This is a genomic window from Rheinheimera sp. EpRS3 (assembly GCF_001513785.1).
In the GTDB taxonomy this organism is placed as follows: Bacteria; Pseudomonadota; Gammaproteobacteria; order Enterobacterales; family Alteromonadaceae; genus Alishewanella.
This window is the reverse complement of record NZ_LNQS01000001.1, coordinates 1,263,009-1,282,921: the sequence shown is the minus strand read 5'-3', so window position 1 is coordinate 1,282,921 and position 19,913 is coordinate 1,263,009. Positions and strand designations below refer to the sequence as shown.

The following is a 19,913-nucleotide window of genomic DNA, read 5'->3' as shown; positions in this document are numbered from 1 at the left end:
GTGGGTTCGCTTTTTTCGTTTCACTAGTTTACCCGCTTACTGTTACCCAAGGACGCATCCCTCACTAGGCAATCAGCTACAACCGACCGCAGTTGGCAAACTGGGGTCAGAGCCAAACCGCTGCGCGGTGTTGGATCTGACCCCTTTCAATTACCGATACGCTTCCGGGCTTGGGCAAGAGCAGATCAGGTTGCGGTCGCCGTATACGTCATCGATACGGGTAACCGTTGGCCAGAACTTGTTCTCTGCCACGAAGGCTACCGGGAAGGCGGCATATTGGCGCTCGTAGGCGCGGTCCCATGCCGGGTCGAAAATGTCTTGCATGGTATGCGGTGCGTAGGCCAGTGGGTTGTTGTCCACTGTCCACTCGCCTGCTTCTACCTTGGCAATTTCGGCGCGGATGGTGCTCATCGCTTCAATAAACTTATCCAGCTCGGCTTTGCTTTCTGATTCGGTGGGCTCAATCATCAGCGTGCCGGCTACCGGGAAGCTCATGGTTGGTGAGTGGTAACCAAAGTCCATTAAACGCTTGGCAATATCCATCTCGGTAATGCCGCTGGCTTCTTTTAACGGGCGAATGTCGATAATACATTCGTGCGCTACCCGGCCGTTAGTGCCGCGGTACAGTACCGGGAATAACGGGTCGAGTTTTTTCGCCATGTAGTTTGCGTTCAGGATGGCGTATTCAGTAGCTTGTTTTAAGCCCTCGCCGCCCATCATGGCAATATACATCCAGCTGATTGGCAATATACCGGCGCTACCGAATGGTGCAGCAGATACTGCGCCGTTGTCGCTACCGGTGCCGTCGATGCTTACCACAGCGTGGTTAGGCAGGAACGGTGCCAAATGGCTTTTCACACCGATAGGACCCATGCCCGGACCGCCACCGCCGTGTGGAATACAGAAGGTTTTGTGCAGGTTTAAGTGCGATACGTCTGAGCCGATAAAGCCAGGTGCCGTTAAGCCTACCTGAGCATTCATATTGGCGCCGTCCATATACACCTGGCCGCCGTAGCTGTGAATAACGTCGCATAGCTCACGGATACTTTCTTCAAATACACCGTGGGTAGATGGATAGGTCACCATGATAGCGGCTAAGCGGTCGCCCACTTCTGCGGCTTTGGCTTTTAGATCCGCCATATCGATATTGCCGCGCTTGTCACACTCTACCAGCACTACGTCGTAGCTGGTCATGGCGGCAGTGGCCGGGTTAGTACCGTGCGCTGATACCGGAATTAAACAGATATTACGATGGCCTTCGCCGCGGCTTTCATGGTACTTACGAATAGCTACCATACCGGCGTACTCACCCTGAGCACCCGAGTTTGGCTGCATAGAGATATTGTCGTAACCGGTGATGTTTACCAGCCAGTCACCCAGTTGGTTAATCATCTCGTAATAGCCTTCGGCCTGGTCACGCGGCACAAACGGGTGCAAGGAACCAAACTCAGGCCAGGTTACCGGGATCATCTCAGCAGTGGCGTTTAGCTTCATGGTGCATGAGCCAAGCGAAATCATCGAGTGGTTTAATGATAAGTCTTTGTTTTCCAGCTTTTTGATATAACGCAGCATCTCAGTTTCACTGTGATACTGGTTAAATACCGGGTGGCCCAGCACGCTGTCGTTACGCACTAGATCGGCCGGAATAGACTTGCTGCCGTCTTTAACAATAGTGCTGTCCAGCGTGTCTACGCTTAAACCGTGGCCTGTGCCCAGTACGATATCAAACAGCTCAGCGATATCAGCGCTGTTGGTTGCTTCATGGAAGCTTACCGCTAATGAGTCGGCAACGTCGGTACGCAGATTCACACCGGCCGCTAAAGCACGGTTGATAACGTCGGCACGGTTGGCCACTTTAAAGGTGACGGTGTCAAACCAGTGGCTGTTTACTAATGCCACGCCTTTGGCTTGTAAGCCGGCAGCAAAAATATCGGCATTGCGGTGAATACGCTGCGCGATATTTTTCAGCCCCAGCGGGCCGTGATATACCGCGTAGAATGAGGCCATATTGGCCAGCAACACCTGAGCAGTACAGATGTTCGAGTTAGCTTTTTCACGGCGGATATGTTGCTCGCGCGTTTGCATCGCCATACGCAGTGCCTGATTACCGCGACGGTCTTTCGACACGCCGATAATACGGCCCGGCATTGAGCGCTTGTACGCATCACGGGTAGCAAAAAACGCGGCGTGCGGGCCGCCGTAGGCCATAGGCACGCCAAAACGCTGGGCGCTGCCTAATACTACGTCAGCACCTAACTGGCCCGGCGCTTTTAACAGCAGCAGCGCCATAGGATCGGTAGCTACCGCAACTATGGCTTTTTTCGCCTGTAACTGGGCAATTAATTCGCTGTCGTTACGGATATCACCGTTAGTGGTTGGGTATTGAATTAACGCACCGAATACGTCGTGCGCAGCTGCATCGGTTGCTTTGCCTACCAGGATGTCAAAACCGAACATTTCGGCGCGGGTTTTTACCACGTCGATAGTTTGCGGGTGTACATCGTCGCTAATAAAGTACAGGTTAGACTTGCTCTTGGTTACGCGCTTGGCCAATGCCATGGCTTCAGCTGCGGCAGTGGCTTCGTCCAGCAACGAGGCGCTGGCCAGCTCCATACCGGTTAAATCCAGCGTTAATTGCTGGAAGTTTAACAGCGATTCTAACCGGCCCTGAGCAATTTCCGGCTGGTATGGCGTGTAAGCCGTGTACCAGCCCGGATTTTCCAGCACATTACGCAGGATCACATTCGGCGTTAACGTTGGGTGATAACCCATACCAATGTAAGATTTGAACATTTTGTTCTTTGCCGCAGCTTGCTTTAATACAGCTAACGCATCGGCTTCAGTGCGGGCCGGGCCGGTGGCCAGTGGCGTCGTCAGGCGGATATCCGCCGGTACGGTTTGGGCAATCAGCGCTTCAATGCTGTCTACACCCAGCTCACTTAGCATGGCAGCGGTTTCTGCCGCGTCCGGGCCGATATGGCGCTGAATAAATTCGTCGTGGTTCGCAAGTTGCGACAGGGTTTTCACAGCGGAGTTGGTCATGCCTTGAATGTCCTGGTAAGGTTTTGTTGCTACTAAAAGTTAAGCCCCGTGGCTTAACAGGTAACTACTACGGGCACGGGGCTTAAACGGATTTGCTAAGTTGGCTTACTCGTCGATAGAGTTTTTGTAGCCGGCAGCGTCTAACAGTGCTGACAGTTCAGCGGTATCAGACACTTTAATTTTAAACATCCAGCCATCTTCGTACGGGCTGCTGTTTACCAGCTCTGGCGAGTCGGCCAGCGCTTCGTTTACTTCAACAATTTCACCTGACAGCGGCGCATAAATATCAGAGGCCGCTTTTACTGACTCGGCTACGGCGCAGTCATCGCCCTGAGTTACGGCATCGCCTACGTCTGGTAATTCAACAAACACCATATCACCCAGCAGGCCCTGGGCATGCTCAGTAATACCTACAGTGTAGATACCGTTGCCTTCATCGCGCGCCCACTCGTGGCTGCTGGCGTATTTCAATGTGTTAGGAATTGAGCTCATTGTTTAATCCTTAGCTGGTGTCGTCTTATTTAGTCTGTTTTTTTAATTACTGTCACAGTTTAGATAACTTTCTTACCCATGCGAACAAAAGCAGGTTTCACTACCTTAACCGCAACCATCTTACCGCGAATATCCACTTCGGCTGTATCGCCTGCAGTTGCAGGTACACGGGCCATGGCAATACTGTAGCCTAGTGTTGGCGAGAAAGTACCTGAAGTAATTTCACCTTCGCCACCTTCTACCACTACGCGTTGGCCATGGCGTAATACGCCTTTTTGCTCCATCACCAGGCCAACCAGCTTAAAGGTGCCTTCGGCTTTGTGTTGTTCAATAGCTTTACGGCCAATAAAGTCACGCTCTTGCGGTGCCCAGGCAATGGTCCAGCCCATATTGGCTGCCAGTGGCGATACGGTTTCGTCCATATCCTGACCGTATAAGTTCATGCCGGCTTCTAAACGCAGGGTGTCACGCGCACCTAAACCGGCCGGTGCTACACCGGCGTCCAGCAGTTTTTGCCAGAAATCGGCGACCTGCCCGTTTGGTAAGGCAATCTCGTAGCCGTCTTCACCGGTGTACCCGGTGGTGGCAATAAATAAATCGCCGGCCTGCACACCAAAAAATGGCTTCATACCGGCAACTGCAGCTTGTTGCTCAGCGCTTAATAAGGTGGCCACTTTGGCTTTAGCATTTGGGCCCTGTACCGCAATCATCGCGAACTCAGGGCGCTCAGTCACGGTTACATCAAAAGCCTTGGCTTCGTTGTTGATGTGGGCTAAATCTTTTTCACGGGTGGCCGAATTGACCACCAGACGGAAGAAGTCTTCCTGCAGAAAATAGACAATTAAATCGTCAATCACGCCACCGGCTTCATTTAACATGCCACTGTACAGCGCTTTGCCCGGCACGGTCAGTTTAGCGACATCATTGGCCAGTAAATAACGCAAAAAGGCGCGGGTATTGGCGCCTTTTAAATCAACGATAGTCATATGAGAGACGTCGAACATCCCGGCGTCGCGGCGTACCGCGTGGTGTTCTTCAATTTGTGAGCCGTAATTGATGGGCATGTCCCAGCCGAAGAAGTCGACCATTTTGGCACCGGCTTCGAGGTGTTTGCCATGTAACGCAGTTTGATTAGCCATTGTTATGTCCTGCTTAATGTAAGGCCCGCAAGGCGCCGGAAATTCAGCGCCACTGCTTAGTTTTAGTTAACTTATGCAGCATCGGCGGATAAAAAGGCGCTCGGATTATAACGCAAGGCTCCCGTTGCCAACAGCCCCAGATTAATTAGTTTTTGTAATGCGACAGCCGTAATTACCAAAAAAACTAACTCAGGCACGGCGCGCGGTTTTTGCCTGTGGCTGTGCCAGTTTTGGCAAGTCGCCACTGTTGCCAAGGGCTGCAGCAATGATCTGAGCTTTTAACCACGGCAACTGATTAATACCGCTCATACCAACAGCTCTTACCAGCTTTAGCAGCGGCTGTGAATTACTGAAACCACGTTTAAAAGCTTCCATCGCGGTAATCAGGGTTTGCGCCTCGGCCTTACGCCAGCGCTCATAACGGCGCAGCAGGCGGTTGTCGGTAAAGTCTTTATTGTCACGCACATATTCACTGATTAGTTCTGCTAATGCAGCAACGTCCATCAGGCCTAAATTCATACCCTGCCCCGCCAGCGGATGTATGCTGTGAGCGGCGTCGGCCACCAACACGACGCGGCCACGCAGCCAGCTACCGGCATAGCGCATTTTCAGGCCAAAGGCTTTGGGGTCATTATGCAGTTGCAGTACACCCAGTACGCTGTTACTGGCAGCAGTAAGGGCCTGATTAAACTGCTGTGCCGGCATGGCCAACAGCTCTGCCGCGCGCTCGGGGTTACAGCTCCAGACAATAGAGCATTGCTGCGGATCAGGCAGCGGTAACAGCGCCAGCGGCCCGGTCGGTAAAAATACCTGCCGTGCAGTACTCTGGTGTGGCTGTGCGGTGTTGATGGTCGCCACAATAGCCTGCTGCTCATAATCCCAGTGGGTAAGCGGTAGCTGCATGGCAGTGCGCACCATAGAATTTACGCCATCGGCACCTACCAGCAGGCGGCTTAACAGCAATTGTTGCCGGTTAATATTAATCAGCACATCGCGCTCGCTTTGCGCCAGGCTGTTAATCGTGCAGTTAAACTCTAAGCGTACATTGCTGTGCGGCTGTAATTGCTGATACAGCGCCACACGCACTTGCTCGTTGTCACAAATCCAGCCAAGTTCAGATAAACGCTCGGCTTTTGCATCAAACTCAATTCTGGCAAAGCTGTCGGCGTCCCACACCTGCATCCGGTTATAGCTTTGTGCCGTAGCGGCAATAGCTGGCCAGGCGCCAATATGGCTAAGCACGCGCATCGAGGCCAGGTTGAGCGCACTGACGCGCTGATGGTTAATATTGCTGCTATGTGGCGCATCGCCCTGCTCCAGCACCACGATACTCAGCCCCAGTGGCGCCAACAGCAAAGCCAGCGTTAACCCGGCGCTGCCGGCTCCGACAATAGTGATATCAACATTTTGCATTTTAGCTCCGCAGCCCCATGGCCTGTTCGGCCACAGGACGTTTTAATTCATCGCACAGTGTCAGCGCCAGTAAACCGGTGTTACGTGCCAGCGCCATTAAGCGCGAGCGGTTAGAGAAAATACGCACCAGCGCATCGGTGGCGGTGGTTACGGTGTTGATATCTTGCTGGCGGGCCTGCTGGTAGGCGCGCAGCATGGTATAACCGCCAATATCATGCGGCGCAGCGTTAACCTGGCGTACCAGTTCGGCAATGTCACGCAGCGCCAGGTTAAAGCCCTGGCCGGCTATCGGGTGCACATTGTGCAAACTGTTACCTAACAGCGCAGTGCGATGGCGCACTATATCGCCGCTGACACGTAAACTAAGCGGGTAGCTGGCCCGCTTCCCCGCCCCACTGAAGATACCGGCGCGGTAGCCAAATGCCTGCTGTACCTGTGTTACAAAAGCAGTGTCATCAAGCTGCATTAATCTGGCTGCTTCATCCGGTGTGGCGGTGTACACCAGCGAATAGCGCTGTTTGGTAAGCGGTAGTAATGCGATGGGGCCATGTTCAGTAAAACGCTCAAAGGCTGTGTGCTGGTGCCCCTGTACTAATGCCAGATTGGCAATCACAGCATGCTGCTGATACTGACGCTCCAGCACACTAAAACCTGCCAGGCTGCGGCTGGGCGATAAACCACCTTCGGCAATCAGCAGTAATTTAGTCTGCAGTACTGTGCCATCATTTAATGTCAGCACCTGCTGTTGTTGCGTTGGCGTTATTGCCGCCAGGGTATTGGGAGCAAAGCGTTGCAACTGTTTATAGCCTGCTAGTTTTTCTGACAGCAGCGCGCCTAAATGCTCGACTTCCAGCACATAACCCAGCGCCTGTTGCTGATATTCCGCCGCACTAAGCCGGGTTTTACCGAAATGGCCGCGGTCAGATACGTGAATATGCTCAATAGCACAGGCTTTAGGCTTAATATCTGCCCATAGCCCCCATTGCTGCAGCAAATCAACATTGGCTGCGGCCAGCGCTATGCTACGGCTGTCAAAACTGGCCTGGCTGATTGTTTCAGCCTGCTGTTCAATAATTGCCAGCTTAAGCGCCGGATTAGCCTGCAGTAATGCCCAGGCCAACGTGCTACCGGCCATGCCGCCGCCACTGATCACTATATCAAACAGCGGGAGATCTGAAGTTACAGCAGTCTGTGTCATTTAATGTAATGTCTTATTACCGACAGGTTTAGGGCTAAATTTCTGCCCCACTTCGGTGTAGCAGGCCAGCGCCATAATACGGATATGTTCCAGCACCAGAAAATACGCCTCTTCGTTTTCCTCACTGCTGCCATCATCGGTGGTGTGAATATCAATACGGGTAACTTCGCTCAGTTGATCCAGTGCTTCACGCACATCATCTGATACCAGTGACAAATCGGTTTGCTGTACTGCAAAGCCGACCAAAAATGCCTGGGTCCACTCTACCATCGCATCCAGCCGCTCTGGCAGGCTGTCATCGTCGCTTGGCAATAACATGCTGAAACTAAAATCGTTTTGTGCCAGTTCCTTGTGGGTAAGCTCAATTAGCCCGGCAACATGTTGCTTAACCTCTGCCGGCAATGCCTGGCCATCATTAAGAAAATCGTGCAGCACTGGCAGCAGTTGTTGTGCATCGGGCTCTACCCCGGCGCTTAACAAACCGGCAATTAAACCATGCACTTCGGCTGCAGACGCCATAACATAAGCCTGATCCAGCTTGTAGGTCCATTCGTCGTAGCTTAATAAAAAAGGGCTGCTCATATAACTGTTCGTGCTGTGATTACCTGCCTTTATGCTACCACCACAGCGAAAAAGCGCCAACCTTCGCACTGCAGTTTTAATAATGGCTTAAAGCGTAAACAAAAGTTGCTGAAAAACCATGCAACTAGCATAAGCCAGCACAAAACTGCGATGAATAACCTTATACAGGGCAAACTGCGGTGTTATACTCAAGCCTGTTCTCTGGATTGTTGGTGATCAGGTGGATGTCCCTGAGCCGATAATTGTTTTTACCTAGGGATTCTTCTGCGCTGCCAGTGTGCAAGCCCGGCCCGTACCGGGAAGCCTGAGGCAGCCATCTGACTCCCGCCTTGAACCTATGGTTCAAGGGCTAACACCAGACACGGCAATTTGGAGAACCTCTTTTATTCTGCCACCGTTCAGGCATACTCAATTATATGACTACCGCCACACTGAACTCTTCTTTGCCCGATACAACAAGCCAGCGCCAGCAACTGAGAAAAATAACCCGCACTAAAAGGCAACAGCTAAGCGCCGAGGCCCAGCAACAGGCTGCTACTGATTTAGCCGCAAAGGTGCTCGCCAGCGACATTATTGCGCCAGGCCAGCATATAGCACTGTATTTAGCCAATGACGGCGAGCTGGATACCTATCCGCTTATTCAGGCCCTGTGGCAACTGGGCAAAAGCGTGTATTTGCCGGTGTTGCATCCCTTTGTAGCCGGTTATTTGTTGTTTGTGCGCTACGATAAAGACACCCTGCTCTACCCGAATAAATTTGGCATACCAGAGCCTTTAGCAACCTGCCACCGGCTAATACCGCTGCAGCAACTGGATATTATTTTTACGCCATTGGTCGCCTTTGATGCAGCCGGCAACCGCCTGGGCATGGGTGGCGGTTTTTATGATCGCACTTTGTCGCAGCTCTTCCCCGACAGCCACTGTCAGGTTATCGGCCTGGCGCATAACTGCCAGCAGGTTGAAGCCGTGCCGCGTGAGGCCTGGGATATTCCGCTAGAGCAGATTATTACGCCGGGTAAATATTTTGATTTTCGCTGAACGCTTGTTGCTTAAACCACGAAAGCAGGCCAGAAACGCGATCTGGTCGTCACAGAGTGTCTGAGCCCTGCCGCAGGCAGTAGGGCGAGTTGCTGTGACGAGCCAGAGCGGGTATTGTGGCCGGCGTTTACTCACTGCAACACCCGAAAACAACTGTTTTGCCGTTTTTCTGTTTTTGCCCTTTTGTCGGCAGGCCCTTTCGATATAATATCCATCTGTATGGCTAAACGAATTTGGAACAGCTGATGACACAAGATGAAATGAAGAAAAACGCTGCCTGGGCTGCACTGGAGTTTATCCCGCGTAATACCGTGGTTGGCGTAGGCACCGGCTCTACGGTAAATCATTTTATCGACGCCCTGGCCAGCATTAAGTATGACATTAAAGGTGCGCTGTCCAGCTCGGTACAATCTACCGAAAAACTCAAAGCGCTGGGTATCGAGGTGCTGGATTTAAACAGCATTGACAGTTTTAGTGTTTACGTTGATGGTGCCGACGAAATAAACGCGCAAAAACATATGATTAAAGGCGGTGGCGCTGCCCTTACCCGTGAAAAAATCGTGGCGGCGGTCGCCGATACTTTTATTTGCATTGTTGATCAAAGCAAACAGGTTGAAGTGCTGGGTAAATTTCCATTGCCGGTAGAGGTGATCCCAATGGCCAGCAGCTATGTGGCACGTGAGCTAACAAAACTCGGCGGCCGGCCGGTATTACGTGCCGGTGTTACTACCGATAACGGTAATGTGATTCTCGATGTACACGATTTAGCCATTACCGAGCCACTGGTATTGGAGCAGCAAATTAATAATATTGTCGGCGTAGTCACTAATGGCATCTTTGCGCAGCGCGCTGCCGACATGGTATTGGTGGGCAGTGCCACCGGTACACAGGTTATTCGCTAAATAACAGCTCAAGGCCACGAAAAACTATAACAATAATAACTAACCAACTGATTTTACTTTTAATTTATTGAAGAGACGTGACATGGAAAAATTTTCGCTGGCCAAAGACAAAATTAAAATATTGCTATTAGAAGGCTTGCACCAAAGCGCCGTGCAAAGTTTTAAAAACCAGGGCTACAGCAACATTGAGTATTTAAAAACTTCCCTGCCGGAAGACGAGCTGATCGAACGCATTAAAGACGCCCACTTTATCGGGATCCGCTCGCGCACCCAACTGACGGAAAAAGTGCTGGATGCCGCCGGTAAGTTAGTTGCTATTGGTTGCTTTTGTATCGGAACCAACCAGGTAGATTTAACCGCAGCATTAAAACGCGCTATCCCGGTATTTAATGCACCGTTCTCTAACACCCGTTCGGTAGCCGAGCTGGTACTGGGGCAAATTATTATGTTGCTGCGCGGTATTCCGCAGCGTAACGCCGCCGCCCATCGTGGCGAATGGCAAAAAACGGCTAACAACTCTTTTGAAGCACGCGGCAAAACCCTCGGCATTATCGGCTATGGCCATATCGGCACTCAGCTTAGCATTATGGCCGAGAACATCGGTATGCGGGTGCAGTTTTACGATATTGAAGACAAGCTGGTGCTGGGCAATGCTACCCAGGTTAACTTCGGCACCTTGCTAAAAACATCAGACGTGATAAGCCTGCATGTGCCAGAAACACCGCAAACCAAGAACATGATTGGTGAAGCCGAACTTGAGTTAATGAAACCTGGCAGTATTTTAATTAATGCCTCGCGCGGCACTGTAGTGGATATTGATGCGTTAACTGAGGCGCTGCATAGCAAAAAGCTGGCCGGTGCCGCTATTGATGTGTTTCCGGTTGAACCTAAAGGTAACGATGAAGAGTTTATCTCGCCACTGCGCACCTTTGACAACGTGATCCTGACACCGCATATCGGTGGTTCAACCCAGGAAGCGCAGGAAAATATTGGCTTTGAAGTGGCCGGTAAAATGGTGAAATACAGCGACAATGGTTCAACCCTGTCTGCAGTGAATTTCCCGGAAGTTTCACTGCCGGAACATAAAGGCCGTTCGCGCTTGTTGCATGTGCATAAAAACCAACCCGGTGTACTAACCAAAATTAACGAAGCTTTTGCCCGGCTGAATATTAATATTGCCGGCCAGTACCTGCAAACCAATGCTGATATCGGTTATGTCGTCATTGATATTGATTCAGACGATGTAGAGCAGGCATTGAACGAGTTAAAAACCATACCGGGAACCTTACGCGCCCGCGTATTACACTGATTTTTCAGCAGTAAAACTCAAAGACAAAAAAGCCGGTTTTCACCGGCTTTTTACATCAGAACGTATACACCAGCGAAGCTGATGTTTCAGTGTCCATCTGCTTACGATCCCCTTCGGGATCAGAGTTAAACTTCACCACAAAATTAAACCGCATTGACAGCCGGTCGGCTACCTGAGTAGTCAGGCTACTGCGGCTTAACACGGTAGAGTTTTCACCGTTCAATGCCATAGCGCTTTCCAATGTCTGGCGAAATTTGCTGGTATCGTATAACTGATAATCCAGATTCGCCGCCAGATACCAGATCAGGCCAGTGTTGGTGTTACCCGACGCTGCTTCCTGATGGCCGAAACCGGGACCGGTTTCCAGATCAAAGTAGTCACTTTGTTTTTCATAAAGCCGGTTACCGTATCCCACCACCAAAGAAGCCTGCTCTGTAAAAGCACCAAACTTATCATGCAAATAGGCACCGCGACCAAACACCGTTTGCCTGCCGGTAACAATTTTATAGTTACTCTGGCCGGTAAAACCGTAACGACTGGCCGTGGTAACCTGGTTTTTGTCACCGGTGCTGGCATCGGTCACGTTATTTTTTTGCAACAGGCTTTGCAACTGGTACCGGTTACGAAAATATTCCAGCTCATGTACCAGTTCACTGTTTGCCCGGATAGCAAAAGAGTCGGTGTTGCCTGATGTCAGCAAAAACCCCAGCTCCACATCACCTGTCACGGTGCCAAAGAAGCCTATCGGCTGCAGTGGCTCTTCGCTACTGGGTAAGTGCTCTGTTTCGCTCGCTTGTACCCCATACAAGCAAAGCATCAGCACAGCGCTGATACCTTTGTAAAAAGAAGGCATTATTCCGTCTGGTCACTCCTTTTGTATGATTAGTTACCCATGAGTTATATTGCCATCCCGGTTGTTATTATTTGTTCCCTGCCTTTCGGCTTTTTTATTGTATCAGCCAACATAACCCTGCCCAGTGATACTGAACCGGGTTATCCGGGCTTTTACCGCTTATTGCTCAGTTTGCGCCGCGCGCTGCTGCACGGTAGTAATCGCATTTTGCAACCGCGCCAGGCTGCGTGTTTTGCCAATCAGGGTTAGCGTAATATCCAAAGCCGGAGAATTTCCGCCACCGGTTACCGCCACCCGCAGCGGCATACCAATTTTACCCATGCCCACACCCAGCTGCTCTGCCGTGGCGTTTATCGCATCGTGAATGGCCGATACTGACCAGTCGCTTAATGCTTCCAGTTTGGCTGCAACGGCCTGCAAAGGTTCCAACGCGACCGGGCGTAAATGTTTTTTTGCAGCATCAGCATCAAATTCACTGAAGTCTTCATAGAAATAGCGGCTTACCTCAACCATTTCTTTAAGTGTTTTTACCCGCTCGGCCTGAGCTTTCACCAGTTCAGTTAACGCCGGGCCATTGCTGATATCCAGCTTTTGTTCAGTAATATGCCACTGTAGCTGCGCTGCTACCTGCTCTGCTGGCAGGGTTTTCATATAGTGCTGGTTTAACCAAATCAGTTTATCGGTGTTAAATGCCGACGGTGCGCGGTTACAGCTATCCAGATCAAACAGCTGCACTAACTCGTCTTTGCTGAAAATCTCCTGATCGCCATGCGACCAGCCCAAACGCACTAAATAGTTAAGCAAGGCCTCGGGTAAAAAGCCGTTGTCGCGGTATTGCATTACGCCCACCGCGCCATGGCGTTTGGATAAGCGCTTGCCATCATCGCCCAGGATCATTGGCACATGGGCATATTTTGGAATATCTGCACCCAGCGCGGCCAGAATATTCATCTGCCTTGGCGTGTTATTAACATGGTCATCGCCGCGGATCACATGGGTAATGCCCATTTTCCAGTCGTCAACCACCACGGTAAGGTTATAAGTTGGTGTACCGTCGCTGCGGGCGATAATTAAATCGTCTAGCTCGCTGTTGGCAATTTCGATACGACCTTTAATGAGATCGTCAATTACCACAGTGCCGCTTTGCGGATTTTTAAAACGGATCACGAAGGGTTTATCCGCCGGATGATCGGTACGGTCACGCCACATACCGTTATAACGCGGTTTTTCACCGGCGGCTGTTTGCGCTTCACGCATAGCGTCAACTTCTTCTATGGTACAAAAACACTTATAAGCTTTACCGTCAGCCACCAACTGTGCTACCACTTCTTTATATAAATCAAAGCGCTTGGTTTGGTAATACGGGCCTTCGTCGTAATCCAGCCCCAGCCAGGTCATGCCTTCTAAAATGGCATCAACCGATTCTTGGGTAGAACGCTCTAAGTCGGTATCTTCAATCCGCAGAATAAATTTGCCGCCCTTCTTTTTGGCATATAACCAGCTGAACAAGGCAGTACGGGCGCCACCAACATGTAAATAACCGGTTGGGCTTGGCGCAAAACGGGTAACAAGAGACATAGTTTATCCATCACAGTGCAATAATGGCGGCTATTGTAACAATGCCGCGCGCCGGATGCACCCGCTAAGGCGGAGCGGCTACAACTGTTTTGCGTTAAAGCACGGCAGAATGTTTACTTTTGCAGCAGGCAAACCACAATTGCCAAAATAATGTTGACAGCTTTTTCATGCTCCCTATAATGAGCGCCATCAAACAGCGTGGATTGTTAGCTCAGCTGGGAGAGCACCGCCCTTACAAGGCGGGGGTCACTGGTTCGAACCCAGTACAATCCACCACTTGATGTCTTATCATGAAAAGCACCGCCCGCTCTTCACGACGAGACGGTGGACACTGATTAAAACCCAGTACAATCCACCAATCTTAAAAGCGTTTGATAACAAATTGATATCCCATGGATTGTTAGCTCAGCTGGGAGAGCACCGCCCTTACAAGGCGGGGGTCACTGGTTCGAACCCAGTACAATCCACCAATCTTAAAAGCGTTTGATGAAAAATTGATATCCCATGGATTGTTAGCTCAGCTGGGAGAGCACCGCCCTTACAAGGCGGGGGTCACTGGTTCGAACCCAGTACAATCCACCACTTCTTGATAAAGCCATAGCAAAGCACCGCCCGCTCTTTATTAAGACACGGTTGCCACTGCGCCGAAGCATTGCATGCCGCCCCAGTACAATCCACCACTTCCTGATAAAACCATAGCAAAGCACCGCTCTCTCTTTACTAAGACACGGTTGCCACTGGTTCGAAGCATTGCATGCCGCCCCAGTACAATCCACCAAATCCTTTGATATTTCCCTGTTCTGTATTGTTAAAAAGTTGCTATAGTAACGACAGTAATCTGCCTGGGATCTGTTTTGCCTCTATGGAACCTGCCGTTAAACGCGACGAACGCATTCTGATAATTGATGATCAAAGCCTGAGCCAGAGTTTTCTGCGTTATGCGCTGGAACAGCTGGGCTATCAGAATATTGCGCTGGCCGATCGGGCACAAACAGCTCTGCAGCTTTGCCGACAAAATAGTTACGACTTAGTGATCTGTGACTACAACTTGTCTAAAGGCAAAGATGGCTATCAGCTATTTGATGAATTAAAAACCCGCGGTTTGCATAAGCCAGCCTGCGGCGTGATTTTTATCAGCGCCGAGACCGACCCCGCCCTGGTACACAGTGTGCTGGAATTACAGCCGGATGAGTTTATGGCTAAGCCGTTTATTATCCGCGATTTGCAGCAGCGCATTGAGCGGGTGCTAAAACGTAAACAGTTGCTACGGCCGGTTTATGATTTACTCGAACAGAACGCGCTGGACAAAGCATTGCAGCACATCAATATCCAGCTTGGAAAAACGGAACTGCATAAGCTGTTTCCACTGCTACTTAAAATTAAAGGTGATATTTTACTGCAACAAGCCAACTGGGACGATGCCAGGGTATTTTTTACGGCCATGCTACAAATTCAGCCATTTAGCTGGGCCAGAATTGGCCAGGTGCGCTGTTTATTGCAACAAGGCAACGAACAACAGGCATTTACTGAGCTGGAACAGATGCTAAAACGGCAGGAAACCCGGCTGTTTGCACTGGATTGTTTAAGTGATTTGGAGTTTCGTCAGCAGCATTACCAACAGGCTCAACAACACATTCTGGCTGCTGCTAACATAGCGCCACGTAATTTGCTACGCCAGCAAAAGCTGCTGCAATTGTCACGGCTGAACCACGATTATGAAATTCAATATCGTGCCGCCCGGGATATGGTTAAATTTGCCCGTAATTCAATTTATGAACAACCCGATTTATATCTGAATATGGCCCGCGCCAGTATAGATTTTGCCCTGAGCACTGAGGACACTGAACAGCAATCGCGGCTGAACCGTCAGGCCACGTTGTCACTGAATATGGTGCAGCACCAATTTGCCAGCCATAAACTGACCGAACAACAGCAGGTATTACAAGCCCGGCTGATGTACCTGCAGGATCATCGCGATAAGGCCCGGCAATTGCTGGCAGAGCTTGAACCGCAACCTGAAATTACTTCACTGGAAGATGCGCTGGATAAAGCCAAAGCCTTGCATGAAGTAGGCTTAGCTGATGCGTCCAGGCAACTGTTCCGGCAAATTACCGAGCATTGCCGTAAACAACAGCCTGAGCCGGTATTTATGCAGTACCTGCACCAGGAGCAGCAAGAACGCGAACGTATGCCGCAGGGGCCAAGAGAGCTGAATAACAATGCAGTGCGCCTGTACCAGCATGGTAACTGGCAAGAAGCGTTTGCCGCTTTTGTTATGGCAGCACAAGTTATGCCGAAAAACGCCGGCATAGCGCTTAACCTGCTACAAACACTGTTAACAGCCCCACGCCCGCTTTGTCCGCCGCAGCAACGCCAAAACCTGCTGCAGCAATGCCAGTACCTTATTGACAGCAGTAAGCTAAAAGCCGGGCAACAGGAGCGTTATCTGCAGTTAAGGCAAAAGTATTTAAACGAAACCGCCGTTTAAGTTAGCCTACGCTTGGAAACATACGTACAATATACGTTCATTATTTACTTGACTTTGGCATCCTGCTCTCGCAGTATGGATACGTACAACAACCGTACAGGAGAGATGGCATGGCTTCATTAGCGTTAAAAAAAGATGCCCGGCTGGATTTGAAGACCACACAGCGAAATAAGGAGTTGCTGGCACAGGCAGCCCTTTTGCGCGGGGTCGATATGACGAGTTTTATCATCGAACCAGCATTAAAAGCCGCAAGACAGGTAATAGAACAAGCGCAACTGCAACACTCAGAACAAGTTGCATTATTTAGAGCATTATCTAAACCTGCACAACCTACTGAAGAGTTAAAGGACTTACTTTCAGCAGGAACTTTTAGTGAGCGATAAAAAATTTATTATAGAGCAATATGATACGGGTAAAACGTATTTCCGGCAGAAGAAATTCGACTGCGGAAACAAGATTATTAATAAGTTTGTTCATTCTTCACTGAAAAAGCAGATCAGCCAGCACTTCTCTCAGGCATATGTATTATTAGATACCGGGAACAGTGAATGCTTTTCTGCTTTTTATACCTTAGCGTCCTTTAAATTATCAGCACCAGAATTAGACAAGCTGTCTCAGGGCAGTTTACCCAGAGATATTCCCTGTGTCCGCTTGGTGATGTTAGGCGTAGATAAAAGCCTGCAAGGGCAAGGTATCGGAAAAAGAATGATGTCTGATGCATTACACAGGGTACACAGAGCATCAAAAGAAATTGGTATTTACGGACTCTACCTGGATGCCGATCCTGATGCCATTGCCTTTTACCTGTCACTGGGATTTACCCGTCTCGACGAAGGCGGAAAAGCCGATATTGCTAAAATGTTTCTCAGCATCCAAACGATTAAAGCGTTACTCGGATGAGCAATATTCTCACCACTGTTCAACAATTAAGGCTTGTGCGTTGTTTTATCCGGCTCCGGCCATTCGGCAAACACCGCTTTAAGAGTGCGCGAACGCAACAACCACAAACAGCCAACCAGTATCAACACTGGTGATAACATACGCCAGGGCGCGTCCAGCATCACCTGTGATGGCAAGTGCACTATGGTTAATATCAGGTCAGGTATGGCTACAAGCAACATTAAGCCACGACCAAAGCGCCAGATATGCCGCCAGCCGCTATGGCCTTTAGGTTTTCGCTGGCTAAGGGCCGCAATGAGCAACAGCAGCGGTGCTGCCACAACACAGGCGAGGATAAAATCAGTCTGGCGTGGATAAAATAACGTCAGCATATCGCGCTGCGCCTGCGGCAACGTTAATACCAGCACCCAGCAAATATAAGGCCGCAACAACAACAGCAACAGCCAGTAAAAGCGCAGCGGTACTTTATGCAGGCCGTGATCGTCCAGCACCGGCCAGAGCGGTGGCTGTGTCATAGCTGGCGCTTACGTTGTGCCAGTATGCCCAGCAGCGTAAAAATACCCAGACAAACCCAAGGCAACCACAGGTTGCCTATTCGGCCCAACTGGCCTGCCACCAATGGTGTCAGGAAAATTGTCAGCGCGCCGTAACCAAAGGCACACAGCAGAATAAAAATGCTGGTGCGCCAGATAAAATGCATGTGGGCAATCTGGCGGCGCACAAAACGGTTTAAATCATCACCAAATACCACCAGACAGGTTGCTACCATAGCCAGGGCAATATCACGCACATAAGGCCGGAAAAAACTGCCCCAATCCAGTAACAACTGATAAAGAAAATCCGGCATCTTAGCTCACCCCATACTGGGCAAATACATCCAGCATCTGTTGCTCGCTCCACACCGGTACATTCAGCTCGGTGGCTTTGGCCAGTTTAGAGCCGGCATTATCACCGGCAATTACTGCATGAGTTTTCGCCGATACTGAACCAGACACCTTTGCGCCCAACCGTTGCAACCTGGCTTTGGCATCATCACGCCCCATGCTAACCAGAGTACCGGTAAGCACCAGGGTTTGCCCGGCCAAAGGTTGCTCAGTTTGCGCCAGTTGTTCTATAACCGGCCAGTTGATACCGGCGTTTACTAAAGCGGTAATAACGCTCTGGTTATGCGGCTCGGTAAAAAAGCTTTTCACGTGCTCGGCAACGACAGTGCCGACATCATTCACTTGCAGCAACTGCTCCAGCGTGGCCTGCTGCACGTTGGCTAAAGAGGCAAAGTGATTCGCCAGATTGAGCGCTGTCGCCTCGCCCACTTCACGGATACCCAATGCATAAATAAAACGCGGCAAAGTCGTTTGTTTTGACTGTTCAATAGCCGACAGCAGCTTGAGCGCCGACTTCTCGGCCATCCGCTCCAGCCCTACCAGTGCTGCCATATCCAGGGTGTAAATATCAGCAGGGGTTTTTACCAGTTGCTGTTCGACCAGTTGCTCTACCAATTTATCGCCGAGGCCTTCTATATCGATGGCTTTGCGTGAAACAAAATGCTTAATTGATTCTTTTAACTGGGCTGCACAAAATAAACCGCCGCTGCAACGCGCTACTGCCTCACCGCTAACCCGCTCTACCTTCGAGTCACATACCGGGCACTGCTGTGGAAAGACAATATCCTGCGCTGTTTGCGGGCGTTGCTCCAGCACTACCGAGACTATTTGCGGGATCACATCTCCTGCCCGGCGCACTATTACGCTGTCGCCTACTTTAACGCCCAGCCGCGCTATTTCGTCCTGATTATGTAAGGTAGCATTACTGACAGTAACACCGCCCACTACCACCGGCTCCAGCCGTGCGACCGGCGTAATAGCCCCGGTGCGGCCAACCTGAAACTCAACATCCAGTAAGGTTGTCAGCATTTCCTGCGCCGGGAACTTAAACGCTATCGCCCAGCGTGGTGCACGGGCAACAAAACCCAGTGCCTGTTGCTGGGCTAAATCGGACACCTTTATCACTACACCGTCTATTTCATACGCCAGTTGGCTGCGCCGCTGCAGAATATCCTGATAATAAGCCAGCGCTTGTTCTGCCCCGGTTACCAGCCGAATTTCCGGACATACCGGCAGCCCCCAGTCCTTTAACTGCATTAAACGCTGATAATGGCTTTGGCTGCTGAGCAGCCCTTGTGGATCGTCAACTGCGCCCACCGCATAGGCATAAAACATTAATGGCCGCTGTGCACTGATCTTGGGATCAAGCTGGCGTAAACTGCCTGCTGCAGCATTACGTGGGTTAGCAAACACCTTTTCACCGGCTGCGCGGGCCTTGTCATTCATTTGCGTAAAACCGGCCAGAGGCATAAACACCTCACCGCGTACTTCCAGCACGGCCGGCACCGCTTTGCCTTTTAGTTTTAACGGTACCGCACGAATGGTTTTCACATTGCTGGTAATATCTTCGCCGGTATAGCCATCGCCTCGGGTAGCGGCTTGCACTAATACGCCATTTTCATAGCGAATGCTAACAGCCAGGCCATCAAGCTTTGGCTCACAGCAAAAGCTGAACTCGGCGCTGTTGTCTAACCGCTCGGCCATGCGTTTATAAAACGCACTGAAATCGGCGGCATCAAAAGCGTTGTCCAGCGATAACATCGGTATGCTGTGGCTTACCTGGCCAAACTTTGCCAGCGGAGCTGCACCAACCCGCTGAGTGGGTGAATCAGAGGTGATAAGCTGCGGATGCTCTGTTTCCAGTTGCTGTAACTGGCGGTATAAGCGATCGTACTCTGCATCGGGCACCGTGGGGTTGTCTAACACATAATACTGATAACTGTATTCTTCCAGTTGCTGACGCAGTTGTTGCAGTTGCTGCAAAATAGCCTGACTCATAAAATAACTTTGCCTGTAAAAATTTACGCCTGAGTTTGCCATAACAAAAACGGCAGGAATACTGCCTGCCGTTTTAGCTGATATTATTTTCGCCGTTA

Annotated in this window: 17 protein-coding genes, 3 tRNA genes and 1 other RNA gene; 10 read left to right on the top strand and 11 right to left on the bottom strand. The window is 50.5% G+C overall.

The features are described from left to right. Positions 1-150: 150 nt before the first annotated feature. The 6 genes from gcvP to AR688_RS05725 form a co-directional block, all read right to left on the bottom strand. Positions 151-3,042: an aminomethyl-transferring glycine dehydrogenase gene (gcvP, locus tag AR688_RS05750; RefSeq protein ID WP_068230332.1), complete on the bottom strand. Its 2,892-nt coding sequence runs from the start codon at positions 3,040-3,042 to the stop codon at positions 151-153. A 105-nt stretch (positions 3,043-3,147) separates the two neighbouring features. After that, positions 3,148-3,534, bottom strand: a complete 387-nt coding sequence (gene gcvH, locus AR688_RS05745; protein ID WP_068230331.1) for a glycine cleavage system protein GcvH — start codon at positions 3,532-3,534, stop codon at positions 3,148-3,150. A 59-nt stretch (positions 3,535-3,593) separates the two neighbouring features. Beyond that, a complete protein-coding gene (gene gcvT, locus AR688_RS05740; protein ID WP_068230330.1) occupies positions 3,594-4,673 on the bottom strand; it encodes a glycine cleavage system aminomethyltransferase GcvT in 1,080 nt (359 codons plus the stop codon). A 189-nt stretch (positions 4,674-4,862) separates the two neighbouring features. Beyond that, positions 4,863-6,086 (bottom strand): FAD-dependent monooxygenase, encoded by a 1,224-nt coding sequence (locus AR688_RS05735; protein ID WP_068230328.1) that lies wholly within the window; start codon positions 6,084-6,086, stop codon positions 4,863-4,865. Position 6,087: 1 nt separating this feature from the next. Then, positions 6,088-7,284 carry a 2-octaprenyl-6-methoxyphenyl hydroxylase gene (gene ubiH, locus AR688_RS05730; RefSeq protein WP_068230326.1) on the bottom strand — a complete coding sequence of 399 codons (1,197 nt, stop codon included), beginning with the start codon at positions 7,282-7,284 and terminating at the stop codon, positions 6,088-6,090. Beyond that, positions 7,285-7,866, bottom strand: coding sequence for a UPF0149 family protein (locus AR688_RS05725; RefSeq protein WP_068230324.1), 582 nt, complete (start codon positions 7,864-7,866; stop codon positions 7,285-7,287). Positions 7,867-8,061: 195 nt separating this feature from the next. Between AR688_RS05725 and ssrS the strand changes: the two genes are divergently transcribed. From ssrS to serA, 4 genes are all read left to right on the top strand, one after another. Continuing rightward, positions 8,062-8,246: non-coding RNA, 6S RNA (ssrS, locus tag AR688_RS05720), on the top strand. A 36-nt stretch (positions 8,247-8,282) separates the two neighbouring features. Beyond that, on the top strand, positions 8,283-8,903 hold the full coding sequence (locus tag AR688_RS05715; RefSeq protein ID WP_068230322.1) for a 5-formyltetrahydrofolate cyclo-ligase: 621 nt from the start codon (positions 8,283-8,285) through the stop codon (positions 8,901-8,903). Between the two features lie 245 nt (positions 8,904-9,148). Continuing rightward, complete coding sequence (gene rpiA, locus AR688_RS05710; RefSeq protein ID WP_068230317.1) at positions 9,149-9,805, top strand: ribose-5-phosphate isomerase RpiA; 657 nt, start codon at positions 9,149-9,151, stop codon at positions 9,803-9,805. 82 nt (positions 9,806-9,887) lie between these two features. Beyond that, positions 9,888-11,114 carry a phosphoglycerate dehydrogenase gene (serA, locus tag AR688_RS05705; protein WP_068230316.1) on the top strand — a complete coding sequence of 409 codons (1,227 nt, stop codon included), beginning with the start codon at positions 9,888-9,890 and terminating at the stop codon, positions 11,112-11,114. Between the two features lie 55 nt (positions 11,115-11,169). Here serA and AR688_RS05700 read toward each other — a convergent pair whose 3' ends face one another. After that, on the bottom strand, positions 11,170-11,967 hold the full coding sequence (locus AR688_RS05700) for a DUF481 domain-containing protein (RefSeq protein ID WP_068230315.1): 798 nt from the start codon (positions 11,965-11,967) through the stop codon (positions 11,170-11,172). A 159-nt stretch (positions 11,968-12,126) separates the two neighbouring features. After that, positions 12,127-13,545, bottom strand: coding sequence for a glutamate--tRNA ligase (gene gltX / locus AR688_RS05695; RefSeq protein WP_068230314.1), 1,419 nt, complete (start codon positions 13,543-13,545; stop codon positions 12,127-12,129). A 200-nt stretch (positions 13,546-13,745) separates the two neighbouring features. Between gltX and AR688_RS05690 the strand changes: the two genes are divergently transcribed. From AR688_RS05690 to AR688_RS05665, 6 genes are all read left to right on the top strand, one after another. Further along, positions 13,746-13,821, top strand: a tRNA-Val gene (locus tag AR688_RS05690). 118 nt (positions 13,822-13,939) lie between these two features. Next, positions 13,940-14,015 (top strand) — tRNA-Val (locus AR688_RS05685). Positions 14,016-14,051: 36 nt separating this feature from the next. Beyond that, positions 14,052-14,127 (top strand) — tRNA-Val (locus AR688_RS05680). A gap of 280 nt (positions 14,128-14,407) precedes the next feature. Next, the gene (locus AR688_RS05675) at positions 14,408-16,033 is read left to right on the top strand and encodes a response regulator (RefSeq protein WP_068230312.1); all 1,626 of its coding nucleotides are present in this window, start codon (positions 14,408-14,410) and stop codon (positions 16,031-16,033) included. Positions 16,034-16,143: 110 nt separating this feature from the next. Beyond that, positions 16,144-16,416 (top strand): type II toxin-antitoxin system TacA family antitoxin, encoded by a 273-nt coding sequence (locus AR688_RS05670; RefSeq protein ID WP_068230309.1) that lies wholly within the window; start codon positions 16,144-16,146, stop codon positions 16,414-16,416. After that, positions 16,406-16,933 (top strand): GNAT family N-acetyltransferase, encoded by a 528-nt coding sequence (locus tag AR688_RS05665; RefSeq protein ID WP_068230307.1) that lies wholly within the window; start codon positions 16,406-16,408, stop codon positions 16,931-16,933. Before AR688_RS05670 ends, AR688_RS05665 begins: the two co-directional genes overlap by 11 nt. A gap of 26 nt (positions 16,934-16,959) precedes the next feature. Here the strand turns inward: AR688_RS05665 and AR688_RS05660 are convergent, their stop codons facing one another. Genes AR688_RS05660 through ligA form a run of 3 tightly spaced genes read right to left on the bottom strand, consistent with a single transcriptional unit; the run spans position 16,960 to position 19,815 of the window. Next, complete coding sequence (locus AR688_RS05660; protein WP_068230305.1) at positions 16,960-17,448, bottom strand: DUF2919 family protein; 489 nt, start codon at positions 17,446-17,448, stop codon at positions 16,960-16,962. After that, the gene (locus tag AR688_RS05655) at positions 17,445-17,780 is read right to left on the bottom strand and encodes a DUF3392 domain-containing protein (protein WP_068230297.1); all 336 of its coding nucleotides are present in this window, start codon (positions 17,778-17,780) and stop codon (positions 17,445-17,447) included. The genes AR688_RS05660 and AR688_RS05655 overlap by 4 nt, the downstream gene beginning before the upstream one ends. Position 17,781: 1 nt before the next feature. Further along, positions 17,782-19,815, bottom strand: coding sequence for an NAD-dependent DNA ligase LigA (ligA, locus tag AR688_RS05650; protein WP_068231260.1), 2,034 nt, complete (start codon positions 19,813-19,815; stop codon positions 17,782-17,784). Positions 19,816-19,913: the final 98 nt, after the last annotated feature.

Bases quoted from the DNA above. Each gene is read 5' to 3' on its own strand.
- rpiA (WP_068230317.1), top strand. From the start codon at position 9,149: ATGACACAAGATGAAATGAAGAAAAACGCTGCCTGGGCTGCACTGGAG.
- gcvH (WP_068230331.1), bottom strand. From the start codon at position 3,534: ATGAGCTCAATTCCTAACACATTGAAATACGCCAGCAGCCACGAGTGG.
- AR688_RS05715 (WP_068230322.1), top strand. From the start codon at position 8,283: ATGACTACCGCCACACTGAACTCTTCTTTGCCCGATACAACAAGCCAG.
- AR688_RS05725 (WP_068230324.1), bottom strand. From the start codon at position 7,866: ATGAGCAGCCCTTTTTTATTAAGCTACGACGAATGGACCTACAAGCTG.
- serA (WP_068230316.1), top strand. From the start codon at position 9,888: ATGGAAAAATTTTCGCTGGCCAAAGACAAAATTAAAATATTGCTATTA.
- AR688_RS05735 (WP_068230328.1), bottom strand. From the start codon at position 6,086: ATGCAAAATGTTGATATCACTATTGTCGGAGCCGGCAGCGCCGGGTTA.
- AR688_RS05655 (WP_068230297.1), bottom strand. From the start codon at position 17,780: ATGCCGGATTTTCTTTATCAGTTGTTACTGGATTGGGGCAGTTTTTTC.
- AR688_RS05670 (WP_068230309.1), top strand. From the start codon at position 16,144: ATGGCTTCATTAGCGTTAAAAAAAGATGCCCGGCTGGATTTGAAGACC.
- AR688_RS05675 (WP_068230312.1), top strand. From the start codon at position 14,408: ATGGAACCTGCCGTTAAACGCGACGAACGCATTCTGATAATTGATGAT.
- gltX (WP_068230314.1), bottom strand. From the start codon at position 13,545: ATGTCTCTTGTTACCCGTTTTGCGCCAAGCCCAACCGGTTATTTACAT.
- AR688_RS05660 (WP_068230305.1), bottom strand. From the start codon at position 17,448: ATGACACAGCCACCGCTCTGGCCGGTGCTGGACGATCACGGCCTGCAT.
- AR688_RS05700 (WP_068230315.1), bottom strand. From the start codon at position 11,967: ATGCCTTCTTTTTACAAAGGTATCAGCGCTGTGCTGATGCTTTGCTTG.
- gcvT (WP_068230330.1), bottom strand. From the start codon at position 4,673: ATGGCTAATCAAACTGCGTTACATGGCAAACACCTCGAAGCCGGTGCC.
- gcvP (WP_068230332.1), bottom strand. From the start codon at position 3,042: ATGACCAACTCCGCTGTGAAAACCCTGTCGCAACTTGCGAACCACGAC.
- ligA (WP_068231260.1), bottom strand. From the start codon at position 19,815: ATGAGTCAGGCTATTTTGCAGCAACTGCAACAACTGCGTCAGCAACTG.
- ubiH (WP_068230326.1), bottom strand. From the start codon at position 7,284: ATGACACAGACTGCTGTAACTTCAGATCTCCCGCTGTTTGATATAGTG.